The organism is Cytobacillus sp., from assembly GCF_964223445.1.
GTDB lineage: Bacteria > Bacillota > Bacilli > Bacillales > Cytobacillaceae > Cytobacillus.
In genome coordinates this window covers 1-24,219 of sequence record NZ_CAXQGS010000083.1, presented here as the reverse complement: position 1 = coordinate 24,219, position 24,219 = coordinate 1, and the positions used below count along the sequence as shown (strand labels likewise).

Below are 24,219 nucleotides of genomic sequence, written 5' to 3'. Positions count from 1 at the left end.
CTGGACTCATATTAAGCAGAGATAGCTTCTTTATCATCATTTCTGCTTTTCTTCTTGAACTTATTGATCACAATTGGATAGAACAAAGAAAGTACAGTCAGCACGATCAGTGTGATTGAAATTCCAGAAGAGAAGAAAATACTTAAGCTTCCGTTAGATGAAGTCAGGGCCATCCGGAAATTCTGCTCCATATCCCCGCCCACAATAATTGCCAGCACCAGCGGGGCAATTGGGAAGTCCATTATTTTCATGAAAAGCCCAATTACGCCAAAAAGAAGCAGAAGGAAATAGTCAACGGTGCTATAGCTGAGCGTGTACGTGCCTATAAACGCCAGCATGATGATAAGCGGATACAGGACCTTAGCTGGTGTATCCAGGATTTTCACCAATAAGCCGACAAGGAGAATATTGATGATGACCAGTGCGATATTTCCAATAAACATGCTGTTGATCAGGGCCCATACCATTCCAGGGTCGTTTTCAAAAAGCAAGGGGCCTGGCCTCACTCCCAGCATGATAAGAGCTCCCAGCATAACCGCTGTCGTGCCTGAACCCGGAATTCCCATGGTCAAAAGCGGAATCATTGCCCCCACAGAAGCAGCATTATTGGATGATTCCGGAGCTGCCAGTCCTTCAACTGCTCCTTCGCCAAATTCCTCAGGCTTCTTTGATAGCTGCTTCTCAGTTGAATAGCTCATCATGGAAGCAATCGAACCTCCTGCTCCAGGAAGCACCCCGACGATAAACCCTAATGGAGCACTTCGAAGAATCGGCCACTTCGATCTTTTCCACTGATCTTTTGTAAACCAGATCCTGCCAACCTTCTTCTTTTCTTTTTTTACTTTATCAATCGTTAAAAAGTTATAAAAAACTTCTCCTACTGCATAAACACCGATTATAACAATGAGGAATTCAATGCCTTCACTTAAATGGGGAATATCCATTGTAAAACGGTGCACACCCGTCTGGGGGTCAATTCCAATGGTACTGATCAGAAGACCCAAAGCCATGGCGATGAAGCCTTTCACCATTTTACCGATTGAAAGTGATACAATCGCCGATAATGTTAAAAGCATTAATAGGAAATATTCTGATGGTCCAAATTTCAAAGCGAAGTTTGCCAGCGGCTTTGCCAAAAAGATAAAACCAAAGACCGCCAATACCCCGCCGATAAAGGAAGCCACTGCGGAAATGGCCATTGCCTCTCCCGCCTGTCCCTTTTGAGCCATCGGATAACCGTCAAAGGTGGCCGCGATTGCAGATCCATCTCCCGGTGTATTGAGGAGAATCGAACTTCTTGAGCCGCCATACATGGCACCATAATAGATGGCAGCCATTAAAATAATCGCGCTTGTCGGATCCATCCCAAAAGTAATCGGGATTAATACCGCAACAGCTGTTGCTGGCCCCAATCCAGGGAGCATGCCGACAATCGTGCCTAAAAATCCGCCAATTACAACCCAAAAGATATTCATCGGCTGTAAAACAATCTGGAACCCTTGTAAGAAAGCATCCATGCTATCTTCTCACCTCCATATTTATGGTAAACTCACACCCAACAATTCACTAAAGCCGTACCAGGTTATAAACGAAAATAAAACCGTGACAATGATATTAGCCTTCCACTTCTTCCATCCATTCACATAGAACAGCAGACATCCCAAGAATATAATGGTTGAAGCCAGGAATCCAAAGGGCTCGAAGATAAAGGCGTAAAGGACTCCAAGCACAATTGTAACCCCTATTAATTTCAGTGTCCTCCCCTGGAAAAGCCCCTGGATTTTTCCATTGTGTTCATGAAGGGTTTTCAATTCATTAAAAAGGTAGATAACACTAAGCACCAGCATGAAAATGCTTAATCCGACCGGAAAATATAAAGGTCCGTTTGGATTTCCAAGGTTTGCCTTTGGAATGGCAAAAGAGCTGATTAAAAAGACGCTGGCAATGATGATCATCAACACAGGCATTCCGATTTTTACGGCTTTCATCGCAATCGCTCCCTTACTTAACCAGACCAGAATCATTGATCAGATCTTTGTATAACTTCTCCTGTTCATCAAAAAACTTTTTCGTTTCTTCACTATTTTGATAGAAGTCATCCCAGTCATTATTCTCAAGCAGCTTCTTCCATTCATCCGTTTTTACCATCTCAGCTAACTTCTCATCCCAATAGTTTATTTCTTCTTCAGTCATGTCAGGCGGGCCCATAATTCCTCTCCAGTGTGGAAAGACCATGTCTATTCCTTCTTCCTGGAGTGTAGGCACATCCTCGAGCTCTTCCAATGTCTTATCAGAGGATACAGTCAAGATTCTAAGCTTTCCAGCCAAATGCTGATCCTTTACCTCTGATAACGATGTGGTTACAACATCCACATGGTTCCCCATCAGAGCGGTAACGACATCTCCCCCGCCTCCATCATAAACAAGGAAATTCAAGTCCGATGGTGTAATCCCTTTCATGTCTGCAACCTGCACAAAAGCCAAATGGTCATCATTCCCTAAGCCAGGGCCGACTCCGATTTTAATAGACTTTGGATCCTTCTTGATCTCATCCATTAAGTCATTGATAGATTTATATGGAGAATCAACAGATACCGCAATTGCCTGCCATTCAGTGGCCAGTGTGGCTAAAGGAGTAAAATCTTTGTGGGTCAGTTTGCTTTGCCCCAGCAAATGATTGGTCAGAAGCAAACTCGAGTTAACTGCCAGGTTATGAGAGTCTTTGCTATGCAGATAATTCCAGCCAACCTCACCCCCGCCTCCGGGCTTATTAATGACATTTACATTGCCTTTGACAAGTTTGTTATCCTTTAAGATTTTCTGTACGGAACGGGCAGTTAAATCCCAGCCGCCACCCGGAGATGCCGGGGCTACAATCTCAATATTTTTCGAGGGGTAATCTGCACTGTTCGATGCTTTACCTGATGAACACGCTGCCAGCATAAATGCAGCTAATATTAAAATTCCAAGGTTTTTCACGGTTTCCACTCCTTTTAAGTTATTAATTCTGAATTTATAATAAATTCTAAACACTTTCGTGTAAACGTTTTCAAAAAATTGTCCTTATAAACCTTTATATGCATTTTGTTCATTGTGTTCATATGTTCAGAGGTTCACATATTTATAAAAAGAAAAAGCCCTGATCATTCGGACTTTTCCTCATCCTTCTTTTATGTAATAATTCCGTTCCGGCCGTCCTACAATCCCATACTCCTGCTCCACATACGCTTTATTGGCACTTACCAAGTATTCCAGATACCTTCTCGCCGTAGTCCTGGATGCACCCATTTTTTCGCCAACTTTGTCAGCGGACATGCCTTTCGATTCCTTCTTTAGTATTTTGCTTACTTTGTTTAAGGTAAGGTAGTCAATTCCCGCAGGCAAATCAAGTTTATCTTCTTTCACCTTGCGGCTTCCAAATAACCGGTCAATGGCATCCTGATTCACTTCCACTAATGAGTCCAGGATCTGCTTATCATGTCTATATTTTTCAAGTGTTCCTACAAAAGTCTCCATTGTTACCGGCTTAATCAAATAGTTATGGACGCCAAACTTCAGAGCTTTCTGCAAATATTCTTTTTCTCTGGCAGCTGATATCAAAATAACATCCAGTGCGGGAAACTTTTCACGGATTTCCAGCAGCAGATCTGTTCCCAATTTATCCGGCATATATATATCCAGCAGCAGCAAATCAACTTGATGGACGTTCAATAGATTCATGGTTTCCCTTGCATTTAAGGCCTTCCCGATTAGCTTCATGCCCTTAACCCTTGATAAAAATTCTTCATGGATTTGCGCAATCCGGAAATCATCCTCAGCAATTAGAACATTGATTACCCCACTCAAATTCCCCCTTTATAAGAGATAATCATTTTGGCAAGTAGACAGTAAACACCGTACCATTTTCTTCATTACTGTCAAATTCAATCATTCCGCCTAATGATCGTGCTTCATCGTTTACATTTCCAAGACCATATCCCCTATGTTTTCCCTTGGAAGAAAAACCGGTTTGAAAAATAAATGGCTTATCCTCATCCTTAATCCCCTTCCCATTGTCATTGATTTCAAAAATAATGTCATTTCCGATATCTGTCACAAAAAAATGAACCATCTTTTCTTCTTTTTCTGCAACGGCATCAAATGCATTATTAATGAGATTTCCCAAAATAATGATCAGGGAAGATAGCTTGAATTTTTCCGGAAGGGATTCCAGCGAGCTTTCTGGATCAATAACAAAATTTATTTTCTTTTCCGACGCCTGCGCCATTTTTCCTAATAGTATGGCCTGGACTTTTTCATCCTGTATTTTTGATAGTAATAAATCTTCTTCTATCGAATGGATATGGTCCTCATTCTTAATAAACTCAATCGCTTCCTCCTTCTTATTCAGCTGCAGAAGGCCGAGAATGGCATAGAGCTTATTGGTAAACTCATGAGCTTGAGCTCTCAGGTCATCGGAATACTGTCTAACCTCTGATAGGGCATCAATCATATGCTTGATCTCTGTCCTGTCCCGGAAGCTGCCTACCATCCCTTTTCTTTGATTTTCTTCAAAGACAGGCTCAGTGTTGACAATCATAATTTTTTCCTTGTATTGAATTTCAACATTCTTTTGTTTTTCGCTGTTAGTAAGAATCTTTAACATGTCCGAGGAACAAATTACTTCAGATAGGGGCCTTCCTTCTGCCTGTGCCTCAATATCCAGCATTTGCTGTGCAGACGAGTTCATCATGGTGATATACCCTCGCTCATCCACAGCAATGATCCCTTCTCTCACCGATTGGAGAATAGCATTTCTTTCTCTATACAAAGCCGCGATTTCATATGGCTCCAGATTGAGTGTATCTTTGCGAATGCTGTTGGCCAGAAGGAAGCTTCCAATGATTCCTATAATTAAGATTAGGACGGAAGCTTTTAGAATTTTTGCGATGTCGCCCCAAATAGAAAGATATATCGCATCCATTTCATATAAGACAACGACTGTACCCTCGACTTTTTTATAAGGTCCATAATCCACCATAACTGGGGCAACCGCTTTTAGCACCTTTCTGCCATTTTCTGTTGTTTGAAGTACGTAATAGCTCCCATAAGTAAGCGCTTTATCGAGATTCTCATTATTCAGCTTATTATATAAGCCTTCTTCATCTGTTGAAGCAATCAGCCTCCCATCACGGCCCTGGAAAAATACAGTCATAGGTTTGGATTGATATTTAATCTGGTCCATCAATATACTGATATCTTCATGTCCGCCGCCATCCCGAAAGAAATCATGCAGGGCAGGCATATAAGACAGGGTCTTGGCCGTTTCCAAAGAAATTTCCCTCGCCTTTACCACATCATCAGCCTGCTTCATATAAATAAATAAGCCAGATAAAGACGTGATGATAAAAATAATCAGCATGAGGACCAATCCCAGAATTTTCACCTTCAAAGAAACCTTTAGGATTTTTTTCATTATATCTTCATCAGCTGTTCACTATATCCTATCTTTTTTCTATTATATTAGTATAAATATTCAAAATTATCCATGAATCCTTCTTACTAGTCGGCCAATAAGAAAAGCGCAAGCGCCTAGCTCACCCCCGACAAGCACAAGACGATCCTCTCGGAAAGGCGTTCTTTGCCTTTTTGGGAGGATCGGCTTGTGACCTCTAGGGGATAGGCGCTGGAGCTAGACAGTTAGTTATCAACGTTCAAAAGTTATTCTTATCATTAATTAAAAACCGCAGAATCGATTTGTCAGTCCTCTGACAGCTCGATTCTGCGGTTTCAGTTTGAAATGCGCGCAAGGCGACTATTTTGACGACTCGCAATGGCCGCCTTGATTGGCATCACTTATGCGTTCATGTCAGAAACAAGGCTGTTATTAACAGGTGTTTCTTCCACTTCTGTCACACGTTCGATATCTGCACCAAGTGCAGCAAGCTTTTCGTGGAAACTCACGTATCCGCGGTCAAGATGCTTCAGCTCTGTTACGCGTGTTACGCCATCTGCCACCAAACCAGTCAGGATCAAGGCTGCTGCTGCACGAAGATCAGTAGCAGCTACTTCTGCACCCTGCAGATTGCTTGGTCCGTTCATAATGACTGAACGGCCTTCAATTTTAATATCAGCGTTCATGCGGCGGAATTCCTCCACATGCATGAAACGGTTTTCGAATACAGTTTCCGTGATCACACTTGTACCCTGAGCGTGAAGCAATAGGGCCATCATCTGTGATTGCATGTCTGTCGGGAAGCCAGGGTGAGGCATTGTTTTAATATCAGCTGCCTTCAATTTATCTGGACCCAGCACACGGATTCCTTCAGCTTCTTCAATGAAGGTAACACCCATTTCTTCCATCTTGGCGATTAAAGAAGCGGAATGCTCAGGAACAGCACCCTTTACAAGAACGTCTCCTCCTGTAATGGCAGCTGCTACCATGAATGTACCTGCTTCAATGCGGTCAGGAATGATGTTGTGCTCTGCACCAAACAGTACGTCCACACCTTCAATGCGAATCGTGCCAGTTCCTGCCCCTTTAACCTTGGCACCCATTTTATTGAGGAAGTTAGCCAAGTCTACAATTTCCGGTTCCTTTGCTACGTTTTCCAAAATCGTTGTGCCTTTGGCTAATGTTGCAGCCATCATAATGTTTTCCGTAGCACCAACGCTAGGGAAATCTAGATATATTTTTGCTCCATGCAAGCGGCCTTCTGGTGCTTCCGCTTCAATAAAGCCATTACCAACCTTTACTTTCGCACCCATCGCTTCAAAGCCTTTTAAATGCTGGTCGATTGGGCGGGAACCGATTGCGCAGCCCCCTGGCAATGCCACACGGGCACGGCCATTTCTTGCTAATAAAGATCCCATGACTAAAACTGAAGCACGCATTTTGCGTACATATTCAAAAGGTGCTTCTACCTTCAACTCTCGAGATGCATTTACTGTTACTGTATTATTTTCAAACTCCACTTCGGCGTTTAAATAGCGTAATACTTCATTAATAGTATATACATCGGAGAGTGTTGGGACATCACGAATTACGCTTTTGCCATCACTTGCTAACAGTGTTGCGGCGATAACCGGTAAGACAGCGTTTTTTGCTCCTTCTACTTTGACAGTACCGCTTAACCTATTTCCGCCGCGGACGATGATTTTATCCAAAGTGTATTCCCCTCCGCGTCCATTTTCTCTATATTAATATTCAATCGTAATGATGGGTGTGCCAATAACTATGTTTGTCTTGGCGCCCATTCCTTGTGTCCGTAATCCAAGCTGCATGTTCATTTTATTGCCATTTGTCTCAATGAATTCACCAAAAAGCGGTGAATTTGCTGATGCTGAAATAAATTGGTCCTCTTCTAGTGCTTCTATTTCTGTTGCATTAAAAGCTTCCAGCAATTGAGTTGCAGTATCAGGCAAAGACTTATTAATCTTATCATTGAATTCACCCTGGATACAAGAGAAAATTGTGGCATTTCCTCGAAAAATGTCAGAAATCTTACTATTCAGTTCTGCAGCCAGTTCGCTTTGTTCTTTCTTCCACCCCTGACCTTTGGCCTCATAAATCACATACGTCTGAACTTGACCTTTTGTGGGGGTCGATAAAACTTTTACTGCTTCTGACTGAGTATCTGTTTTCATAATAATAGCTTCTGCTTCCCAAGACTTTTCTGATCTTTGAAAGCTCCATTCCCAATCAGGATATTTCGCCTGCAATTCATCGGTGAATGCTTTCACTTCCCGAAGGGTTTGAAGATTTTCCATTTTTTCTCTCGCATGCAAAGTCCAATCTTTGATTAAAATATTCTCGCCCTGTAAAACCGAGGCCATCGTTAACAGGTCAAGCTCCCCTTTGGCTACAGTCGTCTTATTCCCAATGTTTATCATCATGAAACCAATAATGCCAATAATGGATAATGTAATGAATGATTTTTTCATCTGTAAACTCCTCCCCTTAGTACCATTGTTACCAAGGATAGAGTGAGCATACTTGGGAATTGTCGTCACTTTTTGACAAACTGAAAAGGCAGCAAAATCACTGTTAATTCCATTGCTATTCCTGCCCTTTTTTGCATACTTTGAAAACCATTTCACAAGATAGTATGTATGCAGGAAAACAAGCAACAAAAAGATTTTACTCAATAATCTTCAAAAAGAAAACATGTATGAAGACCTATATTTATAAAAAATATGGCCATCAAATGCATCACCTAAAGAAAGTTGATGTTCTGCAGTATAAGCGGCAGCTGCTGGGACCATAGAAGATAGTCGAGAAAGAAGTTGCTTACGGCTGAACCAATCACAATAGAAAGCAGAACATATAATACACGTGCCTGAAAAACATGATTTGCCCGCAATAGTGTCTCAAATCGCAATGCCTGAAGCGCCCACCAGGCCAGCGCAATAAACACCAGATGAGACATAATACTGATAAGTGCCTGCTGCCCAAATCCTGATATCATCTTCTTCCCTCCCTTAAAAGTTTGCCACGTCGCTTACCTGTTTTGTGCGCTACAATACCATTTGACGTTTATACTATCAGGTAAGTTTCATAACTAGATATTTTTTGAAAATTAAGTTTCTTTGTTTTTCGCAGATTATATGTCCATTATATCGAATTGTCGAAAAAACACGAAGTTTAAATAGAGACAAACAAAAAGAAGGGGAAAATTCCCCCCTCCTATTAATACCCCTTTTTGGTACAGCTTTTTAAAACTCCCATTTTAAAAAGTGATTTCTACTTTATTGAAAGAAATCAGTAAACTGGTTGAAATTGCCCTGCAGGAAGTCGAATGCAATATTTGGTGCAACTCCAAACAGGATGGTTGCTGCCAGGCTGATGCCGATAACAGCTGTTAATGCAGCTGGGATCTTAACCTTTCCTGTATCAGCTGCTGGCCTGAAGAACATCTGCACCATTACGCCGAAGTAATAGAAGTATGAAACGACTGTTGTCGCAATCATAATCGATACCAATACATAATGGCCTTCATTCGGCACTAAGGCACCCATAAAGATATTCAGTTTGCCAATAAAGCCGGCTGTTCCCGGAATTCCCGCAAGTGACAGCAGGAAGATGGCCATGGCAATGGCCAGAAACGGCGCCCGGCGGTATAATCCCGCAAATTGACTGATATCTTCAGATCCCGATTTATGTGTCACATGCTGGATGATCGCAAAAGCACCCAAGTTCATAAATAAGTAGGCTCCCAGATAGAACCAGAGTGTATCAAACATGAACAGTGACATGCTCGCAATGACGACTAGCAGATAACCAGCCTGAGCAATACTGGAATAGGCAAACAAACGCTTGATATTTCGCTGCCTTAACGCAATCAGGTTCCCAATAATCATCGTGGCTCCTGCCAGGAAGGCAATGTAATCCTGGAGAGCAAGAATCATTGGCAGCCCCTGTGCATCACCGGATGGTGCATTCGCAAAGATTGAGAACAGGATGCGGATAATAATGATGAACCCGGCTGTTTTGGAAACAACACTTAAAAAAGCTGTTACAGGTGTAGGTGCGCCCTGGTACACATCAGGCGCCCACATATGGAACGGTGCTGCTGCCAATTTGAAAGAAAGTCCCACCACAATCATAAAAAACGCAAGGCCAAGCAGGTAAATATGCTGCTCGTTATAGACGGATGTCAAAAATCCTGCCATTTCCTTTAAGTTCGTAGTTCCAGTTAAACCGTATACATAACTCATTCCAAACAAAGTGATCGCTGTGGCGATACTGCCATTTATCACATATTTCATGGCAGATTCATTTGAATGCAGATTTCGTTTTCTCATGCCTGCCAAAATGTAGGACGAGATGGAAAGCAGCTCAAGTCCCACAAACAGGGTAATTAAGTCGCCGCTTGAAGACATGATCATCGCTCCAAGTAATGCAGCCATGAAGAGATAGAAAAATTCCCCCCTGAATTCTTCCAATCCTTCATTTGGCTCATAGCCAATGGCAATCAGCAGTACCATTGCCGATCCAATCAAAAGCAGCAGCTTAAAAGCTTTTGCAAAGGAATCAAGCCTGAACGTATCAAGCAAAATGGATTCCGGGCCATGTCCGATAAGGCCCAATAAGGAAACAAGCGCTGCCAGAATGCCGGCAAAGCCGACCCAGCCGAGAACTTTTCGGCTTTGTGATTTCGGCATAAATAAATCCATTAGTGAAAGAGCGGTCGCAACACCAAGGATGATGAACTCTGGCGTCATAATGCCCCATTCATATGATAATAATGTTTCGAGATCCATCCTTCATCACCCTCCTATCCCCAGCATGATCGTTTCAAGTGTTGATGTCAGCGGTTCACTCAGTACACTTGGATAAACACCAATCAGGACAATTAAGCCGACTAAGACCAGGACAGGCACGAACTCAAACTTTTTCATATCCGTAACGCCGGCAAAGTCTCTATGCGCTTTGCCGTAAGTGATGCCCAGTACCGCGCGAAGCAGGTAAACTGCTGTCATAATGATTCCGATTGTACCGACTGCAGCAAGAATCGGCATTTCTCTAAATAAGCCAAGGAAGGCCATAAATTCACTTACAAATCCTGACATGCCAGGCAAACCAAGTGAAGCCATAGCCCCTGCAAGCAGGAAGCCTGCTGTAATCGGCATCCCTTTTGCCAAACCGCCGAGATTTTGAATATTGGAGGTTTGAACTCGTTCATAAAACACACCGACAAGGAAGAATAAAAGCGCTGCGATTAACCCGTGAGAAACAACCTGGAAAATCGCCCCCTGGATTCCTGCCTCATTTAATGCGCCTAACCCGATTAAAACGATTCCCATGTGGGAAATAGAAGAGTAGGCAAGCACCATTTTAAAGTCGGTCTGAACAAACGCCAGGAACGCTCCATACAGTAAATTCACGACTCCGAGCACAGCCAGCCAAACAGCCAGGCTTTGGAATTGCTCAGGAAATATCCCCATGCCGAAGCGGATTAAGCCGAATGCCCCTATTTTCAAAAGCACCCCAGCGTGCAGCATGACGATTGATGGCGGAGCTTGTACGTGCACCCTTACCATCCAGCTGTGCAGCGGGAATATAGGAAGCTTCACTCCAAATGCAATTAAAAGCGCAATCAGCATGCCCATTTTCATATTTTCAGAGATTGGCGCAACCAGCTGCGGATTATCCGCGTTCATTACGGCCATCAAAGCATCAATATTAGCTGTGCCAGTTCGGGCAAACAGTACCATAATGACAATCAGCAGAACAGCAGATCCAAGTCCGTTATAGATCAGGAAGCTGTATGCTGCATTTTCCTTTTCAAAGTAACCCCATTTTCCGATCAGGAAGAAGGTCGGAATCAAGGTTATTTCAAAGAAGATAAAGAAAAGAATCAGGTTTTCAGCTGCAAATACACCCAGCATGCCGACTTCAAGCAGCAGGAACAGCATGAAATAGCCCTTCCATTCTTTTTTAATATGAATAGAAGCAATAGCTGCCAGTGTTGAAAGCACAGCTGTGAGCACAACCATGATTAATGAAAATCCATCCAGCCCCAGTTCATAATCAATGGAAAAAAGGTTGCCCAGCTGGCCGGAATCTCCAAACTGAATCCAGCTGACTTTTTCATTCAGCTGTTCCAAGCCTGCACCTGCACGGTATTGAAAATAGGCTATCAGCGCCAATACCAGTGCCGGAATGGTAGCCAGGAAACCAACGGCCTTGATCAATGATTCCTGTGTTTTCGGCAGGAATGATAATACTAAAATACCAAGCAGCGGGGAGAAAACTAAAATGGATAGAAAATAAGCTAAGTTCATTTTAAGTACCCCCCTGAAAACGCATAGATGACTACTAAAATAGCAAGCCCGACAAACGCCACTGTTCCGTAAGTCTGAATCTGGCCATTTTGAAATTTAGAACCAAGTCTTCCGAGTGCAGACGCGATTCCAGTTACGCTCTTTACAAGTCCTTCAACCAGGAACACTTCCAGGAAGCGCAGGAATGAGCTAAAGAATTTCACACCATTTACTACTGTCAGCGAATAGAATTCATCAATATAGTATTTATTGTACAGAACACTGTATGAAAGCGGCATTCTGCTTGTAAGCCAATCGCGGGCAAGCGAACGTTTGCCATACATTAGCCAGGCAAGGAAAATTCCCAGCAGGGAAACAGCAGTGGCGACAATCATTATCCATGCAGGCCCCTCAATATGGCCATGACCCAGAGCATGGTTATCTTCCACGAGCCAATCACCAAGAAATGTACCAAACCATGGTGTATTCACATATCCAGCCACTACAGCCAGCACCCCTAGGGCCACCATTGGCAGCGTCATAACACCAGGCGACTCGTGAACATTTTTCATATCGGTTCTTGCTTCACCAGCGAAAACCATAAAAAACAGACGGAACATATAAAATGCCGTAAAGAACGCAGCAATCACCGCTAGCCAGAACAGCACTGTATTCCCATGTGCCCAGGCAGCAATTAAAATCTCATCTTTACTGAAGAATCCTGAAAATAATGGAACCCCGCTGATCGCCAGTGTCCCAATCAGGAATAGAGGGCCAGTCACGCGCAGCTTTTTCCATAATCCGCCCATATGTTCAATATTCTGTGTATGAACCGCGTGGATGACACTTCCGGCTGCTAGAAACAGCAAGGCCTTGAAAAAGGCATGTGTCATTAAATGGAATACACCGGCTACATATCCGGCAGAACCCAGCGCCAGCATCATATAGCCAAGCTGGCTGACGGTTGAATAAGCGAGCACCCGCTTAATATCCTTTTGGACCAGGCCGATGCTTGCTGCAAAAATGGCTGTGAACGCCCCAATTACAGCAACTGTCATCAATGCTGTTTCACTTGCAGTAAACAGCGGGAACAGCGCTGCCACTAAATACACACCTGCAGCTACCATTGTCGCAGCATGGATTAATGCGGAGACCGGCGTCGGTCCTTCCATTGCGTCCGGAAGCCAGGTATGCAGCGGGAACTGGCCCGATTTACCGACAGCCCCTACAAAAATAAGAATAGCTGTTAACGTAATCATTGTGCCCGAAATGGCACCAGCTTCAACAGCTGCAAAAATTTCATCATACTCAAAGCTGCCAGCCTGCCAGAATAACAGAATCATTCCGATCAAAAGGCCGACGTCTCCAATACGGGTCATGATAAATGCTTTTTTAGCCGCAGCCTTTGCTTCCTCTTTGTAAAAATAGAAACCGATCAGCAGGAAGGAACCCAGTCCGACAAGCTCCCAGAAGAAATACGTCTGAAGCAGATTAGGCGAGATGACAAGGCCCAGCATGGCAAATGTAAATAACCCTAAATAAGCATAGAAAACAGGGAAGCGGTCATCACCCTGCATATAGCCTTTCGAATACGTATGTACCAGGAAACTGACAAGTGATACAATCACCAGCATCAGTGCATTTAACTGATTAACTTCAAAACCCGCTGTTAACTGAACATCCCCTATAGTCAGCCAAACGCCTTCTGCTTTAAAAGTTGGTGCCGAAAACCGGTCAAATAGCACCAATATTGAATAGACAAGCGATGCCAGGGAAAACAGAATTCCTATATATGCACTCGCTTCTTTTAGCCGTTTGCCGAATAAAATAAGGAACAAAAACGATAAAAGCGGGAAAAGCGGTATGATCCATGCATTCTCCATCATTATCACAATCCCCTTTTTTGAACACGCCCTAATGCTTGGCGTGTCAGATTGGGACCTTATTATCAGGTCCATAAAGGCGGCGCCATTTATGGCAGCCTTCACTACTCTCTATTCTCAGCCAGTCCGGCTGCATTTTTCACAGTCTTTTAGTGCTTCATAGCATCCATTTCATCAATGTTAACACTCTTCTTGTTACGATACAGGGCAATTAATATCGCCAGGCCAACTGCTGCTTCTGCTGCTGCAACAGTGATTGTAAACAAAGCAAATATCTGGCCTGTTATGGATGGCATTATGCCGTATTTGCTGAATGCCACCAGATTAATATTGACCGCATTCAGCATTAGTTCGATCGAGATCAGGACGATCACGGTATTCCGCTTGGTCAAGGCACCATACAGCCCGATGCAAAAGAGAATTAAAGCCAAAGCCAGGTAGGCTTGAACTGGAACTGCACTCATTCCTTTTCCGCCTCCTTCTCATCATCTCTTTTGGCCAAAACAATGGAGCCGATCAAAGCGACCAATAATAGAACAGATGTAACTTCAAACGGAATAATGAATTTTGAATAAAGCTCAATTCCAATTTGCTCTGTATTATTGACATGAAGGTCATTCGGCGCAGACGGCAAATCAATGTTATATATCCCGATGTAGACTGCGAAAGCAAAGCCGAGTACACCCAGGAATAATAACAGCTTTCTCCAGCGGCCTGTTTTCGGCTCGCTTGTATCATTATGGCGTGTCAGCATGATTCCGAACAGCATGATAATGGTGATGGCACCGGAGTAAATTAAGATCTGGACTGCAGCCAGGAATTCAGCTGAAAGCAGCACATAAATTCCGGCAATGCTTACAAATGTAAAAACCAGGGCGACAACCATATGCACGACTTTGGTAAGGTTCAATAAAAGCACGCCGCCGATGACCGCAACTAAAGCTAGAGACATAAACGCTAAAAACTCACCTGAAAACGTCATGCTTTATTCACCTTCCGTATATTTTCATCATTTTCATCAAGCCATTCAAGATTTTTAAACAGCTCATCCCTGCTATATTCCGCCAGTTCAAAATTATTGGTCATGATAATCGCTTCGGTTGGGCAGACCTCTGTGCACAAGTCGCAAAGAATGCAAATTTCGAAATTGATATCATAGGTATCAATAATTTTTCCCTTTTTGGCAGGGTCCGGATGCTTTTTGCCTGTAAGCTGGATACAATCGGTTGGACAAATATTTGCACACTGATTGCACACGATGCACTTTTCAGGATAAAACTTTTGAATTCCCCTGAACCGGTCCGGAAGCGGAAGAGGTTCATTCGGATAGTCATAGGTTACCTTTTTGCGTGTCAGGTTTTTTAGGGTATACGATAATCCTTTCGCTAAACCAAGCATGTTTTTTCACCCCTTATTTGAAATGCGGAAGCGCCTTGCCCACCCCCGACAAGCACAAGACGAGCCCTGCAAGAAGGTGATCTTTCCTTCTGGAAGGGATTGGCTTGTGACCTCGAGGGGGTAGGCGCTGAAGCTAGACAGTTCTCGAAGTTTTATAGGCCGGTCCTCAATTAAAATATATTCAGCCATTCTTTCAGCAAAGCTGTTAAGAAAATATTCGCAAGCGCAACCGGCAGCAGAACCTTCCAGCCAAATTCCATGAGCTGGTCTGCACGAAGGCGCGGGAATGTGACACGGAACCAAACCAAGATAAAGATGACAGCCGTAAACTTAATCGCAAACCAAACGGCACCCGGAATGAATTCCAGGAAAGGAAGCGGCAGCCATCCGCCAAGGAATAATACGGTTGTCAATGAAGCCATTGCAAAGAAATATACATATTCCGCAAGCATGAAGAACGCCCAGCGGAAGCCGGAATATTCAACATGGAAACCTGCGACCAGTTCTGATTCCGCCTCAGGCAAATCAAATGGAACACGGTTCAGCTCCGCTGTTGAAGCAATCAGGAATACGATAAAAGCGATTGGCTGCCAAATGATGAACCAGCCATTTTTTTGCGCTTCCACGATCTCATTAAGGTTTAAGCTGCCTGTTAAAAGGATAATGCCTAATACAGACATAACGAGTGGAATCTCATAAGAAATCATCTGGGCCGCGGCACGCATTCCGCCTAGCAAAGCATATTTATTATTGGAAGCCCATGCTCCGGTGACAATACCGACTGTTGTCAGCCCGGAAATGGCGATATAATACAGCAATCCAACTCCAATATCAGCAAACTGAAGTTTATCTGTAAAAGGAATCGTCGCCAGCACCATAAATGCCGGTGCAAATGCAATAACTGGTGCAAGTATAAACAATGGCCTGTCTGCCAGCTTAGGGATGGTGTCTTCTTTTAATAAAAGCTTCAATACATCAGCAACGGTCTGCAGCAGCCCCCAGCGGCCGCCGACCTGATTCGGGCCATGGCGCAGCTGCATAAATCCCATGACTTTACGTTCTGCCAGAATGGCGTAAGTAACAAATCCCAAAACGACTAATAGCAAAACGGTGGCAAGCAAGAAGAAAATGCCGAAATTCAGCAAACCTGCTTCGGAATAGAGAAGTTCTTCTACCATTAACCGTCCACCTCCCCAAGGACAATATCAATTGCCCCTAAAATAGCAATCAAGTTCGCAATGTTTTCGCCTTCAAGTAATTTAGGGAGAATTTGAAGATTATAGAATGATGGCCTCCGGAATTTTAACCGGTATGGCTCTTTCTTTCCATCACTCGCGATATAGCAGCCGATTTCTCCCCGTGGAGACTCAATTCTAACAAACGCTTCCCCTTTAGGCGCTTTAATGATTTTCGGCACTTTTGCCAGAATATCGCCTTCTGAAGGGAATTGCTCAACAGCCTGTTCAAGGATTTTTAATGATTCTTCAATTTCCTGCATGCGCACATGATAACGGGCCCATGCATCCCCGCCGTCCTGTACGGCAACTTCGAAATCGAAGCGGTCATAGATGGAGTATGGCTCATCTTTGCGGAGATCCCATTTCATGCCTGTACAGCGGAGATTTGCACCGCTCAGAGAGTAGTTTAAAGCATCCTCTTTCGTATACTTTCCTACCCCTTTGACACGGTTCATGAAAATTTCATTTCCTGTTACAAGCTGATGATAACCTTTCAGCTGCTCACGCATATAGGGAACAAACTCTCTTACTTTATCAATCCAGCCTTCAGGAGCATCCCATTTTACACCGCCGACACGCATATAGTTAAACGTTAAGCGGCCCCCGGATATCTCATTCAGCATATTGATAATCATTTCACGCTCTCTGAATGCATACAGGAATGGGCTTGTCGCTCCAATATCCAGCAAATATGTACCCCACCATACGAGATGGCTGGCAATCCGGCCAAGTTCCATGGTGATCACACGCAGATATTCGGCCCGCTCCGGAATTTCAAGGTCCATCATCGTTTCAACCGCGTGGACAAGGATATAATTATTCGTCATGGCTGCAAGATAATCCATTCGGTCTGTATAAGGAATAATTTGCGTATATTGCAGGTTTTCAGCTAATTTCTCCGTTCCGCGGTGCAGATAGCCGATGACCGGTTTCGCCTCTTTGATGATTTCACCGTCAATTTTCAGAACAAGGCGGAAAACACCGTGTGTACTTGGATGCTGAGGTCCAACATTCAATAGCATTTCTTCGGTTCGCAGCATTGGTTACACCTCCACATCGTACGGTTCATAGTCTTTGCGCAGCGGATGCCCGATCCAGTCTTCCCCAAGCATAATCCGATATAAATTAGGGTGACCCTTGAACTGAATGCCCAGCAAATCATACGTTTCACATTCCGGCCAATCCGCTCCAGCCCATAACGGCTGCAGAGAATCAATTTCCGGCTTATCGCGGTCAATTTTAACCTTAAGGGCTACAGATTGGCGCTTTTTATATGAGTATAAATGAGCATACACTTCCATATGCGTCTCAAAATCAGTGCCATGAAGCTCTGATAGGTAATCAAAACCAAGTTGTTCATTATATTTCAGGAATTCTGCCAATTTAAAATATGATTCAGCCTTGGCAACTAAAGTAGGCACATCCTTGGAAAGATCATTAATATAGTACTCTTCAAGAACGTCAGCACCAAGATTCTCTTCAATTACCTTTACATATTTATCAAGATAAGGCTGATTAACGGATGGCGCTTTTTCTGCAGCCGGTTCAGTGTCTGCCTTGCTTCCGGCAGCTTTTGCCTTTGCGGCAGCTGCGGCGGCGGCCTTTGCTTTTGCGGCTGCGATTGCCTTGGCCTTTTCATCATCAGCTGATCCGCCAGCTTTGCCTGCCGCAGCTAATTTTGCTTTTGCTGCAGCGGCGGCTTTCGCCTTTGCGGCTGCAATAGCCTTTGCTTTCTCGTCATCCCCGCCAGCTTGTTTTGCTTGAGCAGTGGCTTTCGCCTTAGCTGCGGCGGCGGCCTTTGCTTTTGCGGCGGCAGCGGCTTTTTGCTTGGCGATGTCTAAGTCTTCTGCTGGTGATTCTTCCTTCGCTTCGCCCTGCTCTTTCGCTTTCAGCTTTGCCAGGGCTGCAGCCTTCGCCTTCGCGGCGGCGGCGGCTTTTTGCTTGGCCAGATCCATGTCTTCTGCTGGCGACTCTTCCTTCGCTTCGCCCTGTTCTTTCGCTTTCAGCTTTGCCATTGCTGCAGCCTTTGCCTTTGCGGCAGCGGCGGCTTTTTGCTTGGCAATGTCCATGTCTTCTGCTGGTGATTCTTCCTTCGCTTCGCCCTGCTCTTTCGCTTTCATTTTAGCCAGGGCTGCAGCCTTCGCCTTCGCGGCGGCGGCGGCTTTTTGCTTGGCCAGATCCAAGTCTTCTGCTGGCGATTCTTCCTTCGCTTCGCCCTGCTCTTTCGCTTTCAGCTTTGCCAGGGCTGCAGCCTTTGCCTTCGAGACGGCGGCGGCTTTTTGCTTGGCCAGATCCAAGTCTTCTGCTGACGATTCTTCCTTCGCTTCGCCCTGCTCTTTCGCCTTCATTTTAGCCAGTGCTGCAGCCTTCGCTTTAGCTGCTGCTTCTTTTTTCAGCTGTTCAAGATCTTTTTCTCCGCTCATAGGTTAGATCACCTTCTTCCCAGTCTTAGCCTCATAACGGATTTTTTCTTTTAGTTTATTAATTCCATAAATCAATGCTGCCGGGTTCGGCGGGCATCCTGGTATGTATACATCAACAGGGACAATCTGGTCGACCCCTTTTACAACTGAGTAAGATTTTACGTATGGCCCGCCCGCAGTTGCACATGAGCCCATCGCAATCACCCATTTTGGTTCAGGCATCTGATCGTAAAGACGGCGGACAATTGGCGCCATTTTCTTTGTTACTGTACCTGAAACAATCATGACATCAGACTGGCGGGGAGATGTACGGAAAAAAGATCCGAAACGGTCCAAATCGTAGTGCGATGAACCTACACCCATCATTTCAATGGCACAGCAAGCAAGCCCGAAGGTCATTGGCCACAATGAATTACTCCGCGCCCACGCTTTAATCTGTTCCAAAGTTGCCATAAACACATTACGCTGCAGTTCTTCCATTTCTTCTGGTGTAATATTATCCAACTTTAAATCCATTTCAGCACCTTCTTTTTCCATGCATAAACAAGTCCAATTACTAGCATAAATACAAAAATCAGCATCTCAATCAATGCAAAAATCCCAAGTTTTTCATAGGCCACAGCCCACGGATACAAAAATACAGTCTCTACATCAAAAATGACAAACATCAGGGCAAAAATATAATAGCGGACATTGAACTGCACCCTCGAATCATGGAATGGCTCAATCCCGCTCTCATATGTGGTATACTTCGTATCATATGGCTTATAGGGCCGCAAAAGCTTGCCCAAAAACAAAGCCACCACAGGCAGTAAAACTCCCAGGCACAAAAACACAAAAACTATCAAATAGTTATTCTGATATAAATTCCAAAGCTCCATGCCCATCCCCTCCAATGCTGAAAATTTTCACAACATTTAAACATGTAACCGTAACCATTATACACCCTACTCCCACATGTGTCGACACAACCTCATACTATTATTGGAAATTCTCGCTGGCGCCAAATCGAATCGCCGAGAAAGAGAATTTACCTACGCAATTGTAAGCCAGTGACACACCTTCCCTAGATTATATGAGCTTGCCCCCAGTCAATATCCATTAAATTCTTCTTTATATTCATCTACCATTAAAAATGAAACTTACTGCTTTGTCAGTGAGATATCTAACACCTTAGGAGGATTTTTCATTAACAACTCACTTATATATCTTTTTATTTCTAAAAGTATGACACTTCTTATGCTGTAACTTCTTATATATATGCTGTTTATTAAAATAAAACCTTGTTCCTCAAGTTTTTGGGTCAGTTTCCAGCATTTATCGGTCAAATTAGAATTTTATCGGTCAGAATTTGTATTTTATCGGCAGGTTCTCCTCTTTTATCGGTCACTTTTCCGATTTATCGGTCAGTTCCTTTTCTATCAACATTACAGCATTAACATGTTGACAATATAAAACCATATACAAAAGTTTCTATTTAATCCATCTTAAGGATTAAATATATCAAATATGACCGTTTCTGATGCTTTTTGTTCATCTATTATGAACATTATTATGTTTTGCCATTTCTTCGTTAATTTCATGAAATGTGCGTAATTGAATTATAACTTCCCTGTTCTTTTTCTCAGAATTTTCTGTGCTAGCATAGAAATTGTCAAACAAGCTATTAGGAGGCTTAATATGAAAAAGTATTTTTATTATCTGCTCGCAGCTATAACGATCTGGAGTACAGCAGGTGTGAGCGCACAAGCAGAAGAGGTAACAGTAAACAAAGGGGATACCCTGTGGTCCATAGCACAAAAACACGAAGTGTCCGTTCGGGATATAAAAAACTGGAATGGTCTAACTGGAGATTTGATTCACCCAAATGATAAACTTGATGTTTCACCTGAAGAAATATACATAGTAAAATCCGGTGACACTCTCTGGAATATCGCTAAAACATACGGTATTAATGTACATAACCTTAAAAAATGGAATCAGCTGAACTCAGACCTTATTAAACCTGGTTTAGAGCTTATCATCTATAAAAATGGCTCGGCTAAGGAATCAACGCCTAAAACAGTTGTAAAAGCGGCTAACACAGAACAGCCTGCAGCTGAAACGGACAAAAGCCTGACTGTCACTGCAACTGCCTATACAGCCAGCTGCGAAGGATGCATCGGCATTACAAAAACAGGAGTAAATCTTATCGATAATCCGGATGCAAAAGTAATTGCGGTGGATCCGGACGTCATTCCTTTGGGTTCTAAGGTATTTGTAGAAGGATACGGCTATGCCACTGCCGAGGATATTGGCGGGGGAATTAATGGAAATGAAATTGATGTGTTTATACCTGCCACACCAGATGCGATGCAATGGGGAAGAAAAGAGGTAAAAGTTACGATTCTGAATTAAATCCTTTTAACGAAGAGGTCTCTCTCAGGGACCTCTTTAATTGTGCCATTCATAATAATGGCTACTTTTTAACCAAGTATATTTCAGACACACGGCAAAATGCTTTTAAAAGATTCTGCATGCATTTTATCCGAATCGCTTCGTCAAATAAAAATACGTTGAATATCTCCGCTTCAAGCATGATGAAGATTTTCATGGTAGCATCACCCTTATTGCTTATATGATTATTTGTAAAATAGCTGATTAATTCTCTTTCATAATATTCTATCGTTCCAAATAATACAGTCGACAAGGAAATCACCCCCTGGTTTTCTCCAACCTTGTCTTTCTTAGCACATGTTGATAATATATGACTCTATTCCGCGGGTTTCAACAAAATCTGACACTTTTAACAAAATAGTTAAATTAGTTAAAAAGACCATTCGTTTTTAATATAAATGAAACATGGCTGTTTCCTTTGAAATTATATTTTGTGATAAAGTTACCTTAAGAGCTTAAATTAGGAGAAATACATATGACTAAAAACAACTGCCCAGTTATTCAAAAATTCGATGAGCTCGTTAAAAAAAGCAATGAGCTCAAAAAAGAACTAGACGTTACTCCTTTTGAAGATAAACAAAAGTTCATGAGCCTTCTCAAAAAGCTCATGACCGTGCATAAGAATTTGGATCAGTTAACCCTATATGACCAGACAAAGTATTGAAATACTACAAGGACAGGCCTATGCCTGTCCTTTCTTCATTGTGACTATCAACCACTCACCCACCAACATATCAACTATCAAAAATAAACAATAATATTCACCTAAAAACAGGCTGCCCTCCTTGAGGCAGCCTGTTTTTATTAGTAGCGTCTTCTTCGGTTTCTAAGGAACGCAGGAGTATCAAGTGACTCTTCCTGCGGGTCAGCCTGCACCCGGTAATCTTCCTGAACCGGTTCCCGATGTTCTCTCCCCTGCCGGCGATTGCCCGGCTCTTCTGCATACTGATATGTATGAACATATTCTTTTTCTACAGGTGGCTTTGAACTAGGTTTAGCCCTTAGATCCTCTTGTTCATTGAAGCCGGTCGCAATAACCGTAACAAGTATTTCTTCTTTTAGGGAATCATTTATGACCGAGCCAAATATCATATTTACGTCTTCATCTGAAGCAGAAGCAACGATATCTGCAGCTTCTTGAACTTCATATAAGCTGATATTTGCTCCGCCTGTAATATTCATTATGACGCCGCGTGCTCCATTAATGGACGTTTCTAATAATGGACTTGATATTGCTTTTCGGGCTGCTTCTGCCGCGCGGTCTTCCCCGGTAGCAATTCCGATTCCCATCAATGCTGTTCCTTTATGGGACATAACTGTTTTAACATCGGCAAAATCAAGGTTGATTAAACCAGGAACGGCAATCAAGTCCGAAATACCCTGAACACCCTGACGGAGGACATTATCCGCTTCCATAAACGCTTCAAGCATAGGTGTTTTCTTATCAATAATCTCTAATAAGCGATCATTTGGAATAATAATTAGCGTATCGACTGCTTTTTTCATCGCCTCAATGCCTGCATCTGCATTGGCTGCACGCTTGCGGCCCTCAAACTTGAAGGGGCGGGTTACCACACCAATTGTCAGTGCGCCAACTTCACGGGCGATGCGTGCAATGGCAGGAGCTGCACCAGTTCCAGTTCCGCCGCCCATTCCGGCAGTAACAAATACCATGTCAGCACCCTTCAATACTTCACGAAGCTGGCTTTCACTTTCTTCCGCCGCTTTCCTGCCTACATCAGGATTTGCCCCTGCTCCCAGGCCCCTCGTTAAGGTAGCACCGATTTGCATGGTTACTTCTGCCTTTGATTGATTTAGAGCTTGTCCATCTGTATTAACAGCAATAAACTCTACACCCTCAACTCCATGTTCAATCATCCTGTTTACAGCGTTGTTTCCCCCGCCGCCGACTCCGATGACTTTGATCGTAGCATATTGGTCTATATTTGTATCAAACTCCAGCATTGCGGCTCCTCCTTTAATTCAAATAGACTTGCATGATTGCTTTAAAAAAGAGAGTAACCCATTAAAGGTATACTCTCTTCTATTGTAAAGGCCTATATTAAAGAATTCGAGTGATTTATCTATTTTTTGGGGCAATTTTCTTAAAATTCCGGTGGTAAATATTACTATTAAAAAAACACCCCCAGCTAAGCCAGGGGTGCTGATGTTTTTATTAGAACTTTCTTTCCGAAACTTCGATACGATTGATTGCACGCTGAAGTGCAAGCTCTGCTCTGCGGAAATCAATGTTCTCACGCTTCTGCTCATTCAGGCGCTGTTCAGCACGCTGCTTCGCACGAACGGCACGCTCTACATCAATTTCATCTGCTTGCTCAGCAGATTGCGCTAAAATCGTTACCTGCTCCGGACGAACTTCCAGGAATCCGCCGCTCACTGCGACGAAATCAGTTTTTCCGCCGTTTTTTAAACGAACGGCTCCAATTTGTAACGGTGCAACCATTGGAATGTGTCCAGGTAAAATTCCAAGCTCACCGCTTTGAGCTTTTGTGCTTACCATTTCCACATCTGATTCATACACCGGGCCATCGGGAGTAACAACACTGACTTTAATCGTCTTCATTTTTTACCCTCCTGGTCCAGAATTAGACCTCTACGCCCATTTTCTTAGCACTCTCGATAACTTCTTCGATTCGGCCGACAAGTCGGAATGCATCTTCTGGCAGGTGGTCATATTTTCCTTCAAGAATATCTTTGAAACCTTTAACAGTTTCTTTAACCGGTACGTATGAACCTGGCTGGCCAGTAAACTGCTCAGCAACGTGGAAGTTTTGTGATAAGAAGAACTGGATACGGCGCGCACGTGCTACGATGAGCTTGTCTTCATCAGAAAGCTCATCCATACCAAGGATCGCAATGATATCCTGAAGTTCTCTGTAACGCTGTAATGTCTGCTGTACCTGGCGTGCTACTGAGTAGTGCTCTTCTCCAACAATTTCCGGTGACAATGCACGGGAAGTGGAAGCAAGCGGATCTACCGCAGGGTAGATACCCATCTCAGAAAGCTTACGCTCAAGGTTAGTTGTTGCATCCAAGTTCAATCTCGGCAAACCGGGGCGAACCAGTCCAGTACTG

The 24,219-nt window shown here is 43.4% G+C and carries 24 protein-coding genes and 1 pseudogene; 2 read left to right on the top strand and 23 right to left on the bottom strand.

The window, feature by feature from the left end:
- Positions 1-11: 11 nt before the first annotated feature.
- The 19 genes from ACEQ1T_RS15365 to ACEQ1T_RS15275 all read right to left on the bottom strand — a co-directional run bounded on the left by ACEQ1T_RS15365 (position 12) and on the right by ACEQ1T_RS15275 (position 19,568).
- Entirely contained in the window at positions 12-1,517 is a 1,506-nt protein-coding gene (locus tag ACEQ1T_RS15365) for a tripartite tricarboxylate transporter permease (protein WP_206840673.1), read from the bottom strand.
- Between the two features lie 21 nt (positions 1,518-1,538).
- Positions 1,539-1,988, bottom strand: a complete 450-nt coding sequence (locus ACEQ1T_RS15360) for a tripartite tricarboxylate transporter TctB family protein (RefSeq protein ID WP_370223628.1) — start codon at positions 1,986-1,988, stop codon at positions 1,539-1,541.
- Between the two features lie 13 nt (positions 1,989-2,001).
- Positions 2,002-2,979 carry a tripartite tricarboxylate transporter substrate binding protein gene (locus ACEQ1T_RS15355; RefSeq protein WP_370223626.1) on the bottom strand — a complete coding sequence of 326 codons (978 nt, stop codon included), beginning with the start codon at positions 2,977-2,979 and terminating at the stop codon, positions 2,002-2,004.
- A 180-nt stretch (positions 2,980-3,159) separates the two neighbouring features.
- Positions 3,160-3,846: a response regulator gene (locus tag ACEQ1T_RS15350; protein WP_370223625.1), complete on the bottom strand. Its 687-nt coding sequence runs from the start codon at positions 3,844-3,846 to the stop codon at positions 3,160-3,162.
- Positions 3,847-3,868: 22 nt separating this feature from the next.
- Positions 3,869-5,455 (bottom strand): sensor histidine kinase, encoded by a 1,587-nt coding sequence (locus tag ACEQ1T_RS15345; protein ID WP_370223624.1) that lies wholly within the window; start codon positions 5,453-5,455, stop codon positions 3,869-3,871.
- 380 nt (positions 5,456-5,835) lie between these two features.
- On the bottom strand, positions 5,836-7,146 hold the full coding sequence (murA, locus tag ACEQ1T_RS15340; protein WP_370223622.1) for a UDP-N-acetylglucosamine 1-carboxyvinyltransferase: 1,311 nt from the start codon (positions 7,144-7,146) through the stop codon (positions 5,836-5,838).
- 33 nt (positions 7,147-7,179) lie between these two features.
- Entirely contained in the window at positions 7,180-7,923 is a 744-nt protein-coding gene (locus ACEQ1T_RS15335) for a YwmB family TATA-box binding protein (protein WP_370223620.1), read from the bottom strand.
- A gap of 272 nt (positions 7,924-8,195) precedes the next feature.
- Complete coding sequence (locus ACEQ1T_RS15330; RefSeq protein ID WP_370223618.1) at positions 8,196-8,447, bottom strand: DUF1146 family protein; 252 nt, start codon at positions 8,445-8,447, stop codon at positions 8,196-8,198.
- A gap of 280 nt (positions 8,448-8,727) precedes the next feature.
- Complete coding sequence (gene nuoN / locus ACEQ1T_RS15325; RefSeq protein WP_206840688.1) at positions 8,728-10,242, bottom strand: NADH-quinone oxidoreductase subunit NuoN; 1,515 nt, start codon at positions 10,240-10,242, stop codon at positions 8,728-8,730.
- 6 nt (positions 10,243-10,248) lie between these two features.
- Positions 10,249-11,766: an NADH-quinone oxidoreductase subunit M gene (locus tag ACEQ1T_RS15320; protein ID WP_370223616.1), complete on the bottom strand. Its 1,518-nt coding sequence runs from the start codon at positions 11,764-11,766 to the stop codon at positions 10,249-10,251.
- A complete protein-coding gene (gene nuoL, locus ACEQ1T_RS15315) occupies positions 11,763-13,631 on the bottom strand; it encodes an NADH-quinone oxidoreductase subunit L (RefSeq protein WP_370223614.1) in 1,869 nt (622 codons plus the stop codon). The genes ACEQ1T_RS15320 and nuoL overlap by 4 nt, the downstream gene beginning before the upstream one ends.
- A 146-nt stretch (positions 13,632-13,777) precedes the next feature.
- Positions 13,778-14,092 (bottom strand): NADH-quinone oxidoreductase subunit NuoK, encoded by a 315-nt coding sequence (nuoK, locus tag ACEQ1T_RS15310; RefSeq protein ID WP_206840694.1) that lies wholly within the window; start codon positions 14,090-14,092, stop codon positions 13,778-13,780.
- On the bottom strand, positions 14,089-14,610 hold the full coding sequence (locus ACEQ1T_RS15305) for an NADH-quinone oxidoreductase subunit J (protein WP_370223611.1): 522 nt from the start codon (positions 14,608-14,610) through the stop codon (positions 14,089-14,091). The genes nuoK and ACEQ1T_RS15305 overlap by 4 nt, the downstream gene beginning before the upstream one ends.
- Positions 14,607-15,026, bottom strand: a complete 420-nt coding sequence (nuoI, locus tag ACEQ1T_RS15300) for an NADH-quinone oxidoreductase subunit NuoI (protein WP_009332200.1) — start codon at positions 15,024-15,026, stop codon at positions 14,607-14,609. Before nuoI ends, ACEQ1T_RS15305 begins: the two co-directional genes overlap by 4 nt.
- Before the next feature lie 170 nt (positions 15,027-15,196).
- Positions 15,197-16,204 carry an NADH-quinone oxidoreductase subunit NuoH gene (nuoH, locus tag ACEQ1T_RS15295; protein WP_206840698.1) on the bottom strand — a complete coding sequence of 336 codons (1,008 nt, stop codon included), beginning with the start codon at positions 16,202-16,204 and terminating at the stop codon, positions 15,197-15,199.
- Complete coding sequence (locus ACEQ1T_RS15290; protein ID WP_370223610.1) at positions 16,204-17,304, bottom strand: NADH-quinone oxidoreductase subunit D; 1,101 nt, start codon at positions 17,302-17,304, stop codon at positions 16,204-16,206. Before ACEQ1T_RS15290 ends, nuoH begins: the two co-directional genes overlap by 1 nt.
- A gap of 3 nt (positions 17,305-17,307) precedes the next feature.
- Positions 17,308-18,687, bottom strand: a complete 1,380-nt coding sequence (locus ACEQ1T_RS15285; RefSeq protein ID WP_370223608.1) for an NADH-quinone oxidoreductase subunit C — start codon at positions 18,685-18,687, stop codon at positions 17,308-17,310.
- Positions 18,688-18,690: 3 nt separating this feature from the next.
- Entirely contained in the window at positions 18,691-19,203 is a 513-nt protein-coding gene (locus ACEQ1T_RS15280) for an NADH-quinone oxidoreductase subunit B family protein (protein ID WP_035327895.1), read from the bottom strand.
- Positions 19,194-19,568 carry an NADH-quinone oxidoreductase subunit A gene (locus ACEQ1T_RS15275; RefSeq protein ID WP_009332205.1) on the bottom strand — a complete coding sequence of 125 codons (375 nt, stop codon included), beginning with the start codon at positions 19,566-19,568 and terminating at the stop codon, positions 19,194-19,196. The genes ACEQ1T_RS15280 and ACEQ1T_RS15275 overlap by 10 nt, the downstream gene beginning before the upstream one ends.
- Before the next feature lie 799 nt (positions 19,569-20,367).
- Between ACEQ1T_RS15275 and ACEQ1T_RS15270 the strand changes: the two genes are divergently transcribed.
- Positions 20,368-21,084 carry a LysM peptidoglycan-binding domain-containing protein gene (locus ACEQ1T_RS15270; protein WP_370223607.1) on the top strand — a complete coding sequence of 239 codons (717 nt, stop codon included), beginning with the start codon at positions 20,368-20,370 and terminating at the stop codon, positions 21,082-21,084.
- Positions 21,085-21,145: 61 nt separating this feature from the next.
- On the opposite strand, the gene ACEQ1T_RS15265 is transcribed toward ACEQ1T_RS15270, so the two are convergent.
- Complete coding sequence (locus ACEQ1T_RS15265; protein ID WP_370223606.1) at positions 21,146-21,376, bottom strand: hypothetical protein; 231 nt, start codon at positions 21,374-21,376, stop codon at positions 21,146-21,148.
- Positions 21,377-21,598: 222 nt separating this feature from the next.
- Between ACEQ1T_RS15265 and ACEQ1T_RS15260 the strand changes: the two genes are divergently transcribed.
- A complete protein-coding gene (locus tag ACEQ1T_RS15260; protein ID WP_009332207.1) occupies positions 21,599-21,787 on the top strand; it encodes a hypothetical protein in 189 nt (62 codons plus the stop codon).
- A gap of 140 nt (positions 21,788-21,927) precedes the next feature.
- Here the strand turns inward: ACEQ1T_RS15260 and ftsZ are convergent, their stop codons facing one another.
- From ftsZ to ACEQ1T_RS15245, 3 genes and pseudogenes are all read right to left on the bottom strand, one after another.
- The gene (ftsZ, locus tag ACEQ1T_RS15255) at positions 21,928-23,088 is read right to left on the bottom strand and encodes a cell division protein FtsZ (protein ID WP_370223603.1); all 1,161 of its coding nucleotides are present in this window, start codon (positions 23,086-23,088) and stop codon (positions 21,928-21,930) included.
- Between the two features lie 211 nt (positions 23,089-23,299).
- Positions 23,300-23,707 (bottom strand): F0F1 ATP synthase subunit epsilon, encoded by a 408-nt coding sequence (locus tag ACEQ1T_RS15250; RefSeq protein ID WP_035327916.1) that lies wholly within the window; start codon positions 23,705-23,707, stop codon positions 23,300-23,302.
- 22 nt (positions 23,708-23,729) lie between these two features.
- Positions 23,730-24,219: pseudogene (locus ACEQ1T_RS15245) on the bottom strand (F0F1 ATP synthase subunit beta); the annotation flags it as partial.

What these genes read in the sequence shown, in the direction of transcription:
- ACEQ1T_RS15275 (WP_009332205.1), bottom strand. Translation starts at nt 19,568, where the DNA reads ATGGAGCTTTGGAATTTATATCAGAATAACTATTTGATAGTTTTTGTG.
- ACEQ1T_RS15270 (WP_370223607.1), top strand. Translation starts at nt 20,368, where the DNA reads ATGAAAAAGTATTTTTATTATCTGCTCGCAGCTATAACGATCTGGAGT.
- ACEQ1T_RS15335 (WP_370223620.1), bottom strand. Translation starts at nt 7,923, where the DNA reads ATGAAAAAATCATTCATTACATTATCCATTATTGGCATTATTGGTTTC.
- nuoN (WP_206840688.1), bottom strand. Translation starts at nt 10,242, where the DNA reads ATGGATCTCGAAACATTATTATCATATGAATGGGGCATTATGACGCCA.
- ACEQ1T_RS15330 (WP_370223618.1), bottom strand. Translation starts at nt 8,447, where the DNA reads ATGATATCAGGATTTGGGCAGCAGGCACTTATCAGTATTATGTCTCAT.
- ACEQ1T_RS15280 (WP_035327895.1), bottom strand. Translation starts at nt 19,203, where the DNA reads ATGGATTTAAAGTTGGATAATATTACACCAGAAGAAATGGAAGAACTG.
- nuoH (WP_206840698.1), bottom strand. Translation starts at nt 16,204, where the DNA reads ATGGTAGAAGAACTTCTCTATTCCGAAGCAGGTTTGCTGAATTTCGGC.
- ACEQ1T_RS15250 (WP_035327916.1), bottom strand. Translation starts at nt 23,707, where the DNA reads ATGAAGACGATTAAAGTCAGTGTTGTTACTCCCGATGGCCCGGTGTAT.
- ftsZ (WP_370223603.1), bottom strand. Translation starts at nt 23,088, where the DNA reads ATGCTGGAGTTTGATACAAATATAGACCAATATGCTACGATCAAAGTC.
- nuoI (WP_009332200.1), bottom strand. Translation starts at nt 15,026, where the DNA reads ATGCTTGGTTTAGCGAAAGGATTATCGTATACCCTAAAAAACCTGACA.
- nuoK (WP_206840694.1), bottom strand. Translation starts at nt 14,092, where the DNA reads ATGAGTGCAGTTCCAGTTCAAGCCTACCTGGCTTTGGCTTTAATTCTC.
- ACEQ1T_RS15360 (WP_370223628.1), bottom strand. Translation starts at nt 1,988, where the DNA reads ATGAAAGCCGTAAAAATCGGAATGCCTGTGTTGATGATCATCATTGCC.
- ACEQ1T_RS15290 (WP_370223610.1), bottom strand. Translation starts at nt 17,304, where the DNA reads ATGCTGCGAACCGAAGAAATGCTATTGAATGTTGGACCTCAGCATCCA.
- ACEQ1T_RS15345 (WP_370223624.1), bottom strand. Translation starts at nt 5,455, where the DNA reads ATGAAAAAAATCCTAAAGGTTTCTTTGAAGGTGAAAATTCTGGGATTG.
- ACEQ1T_RS15260 (WP_009332207.1), top strand. Translation starts at nt 21,599, where the DNA reads ATGACTAAAAACAACTGCCCAGTTATTCAAAAATTCGATGAGCTCGTT.
- ACEQ1T_RS15365 (WP_206840673.1), bottom strand. Translation starts at nt 1,517, where the DNA reads ATGGATGCTTTCTTACAAGGGTTCCAGATTGTTTTACAGCCGATGAAT.
- nuoL (WP_370223614.1), bottom strand. Translation starts at nt 13,631, where the DNA reads ATGATGGAGAATGCATGGATCATACCGCTTTTCCCGCTTTTATCGTTT.
- ACEQ1T_RS15285 (WP_370223608.1), bottom strand. Translation starts at nt 18,687, where the DNA reads ATGAGCGGAGAAAAAGATCTTGAACAGCTGAAAAAAGAAGCAGCAGCT.
- ACEQ1T_RS15305 (WP_370223611.1), bottom strand. Translation starts at nt 14,610, where the DNA reads ATGACGTTTTCAGGTGAGTTTTTAGCGTTTATGTCTCTAGCTTTAGTT.
- ACEQ1T_RS15320 (WP_370223616.1), bottom strand. Translation starts at nt 11,766, where the DNA reads ATGAACTTAGCTTATTTTCTATCCATTTTAGTTTTCTCCCCGCTGCTT.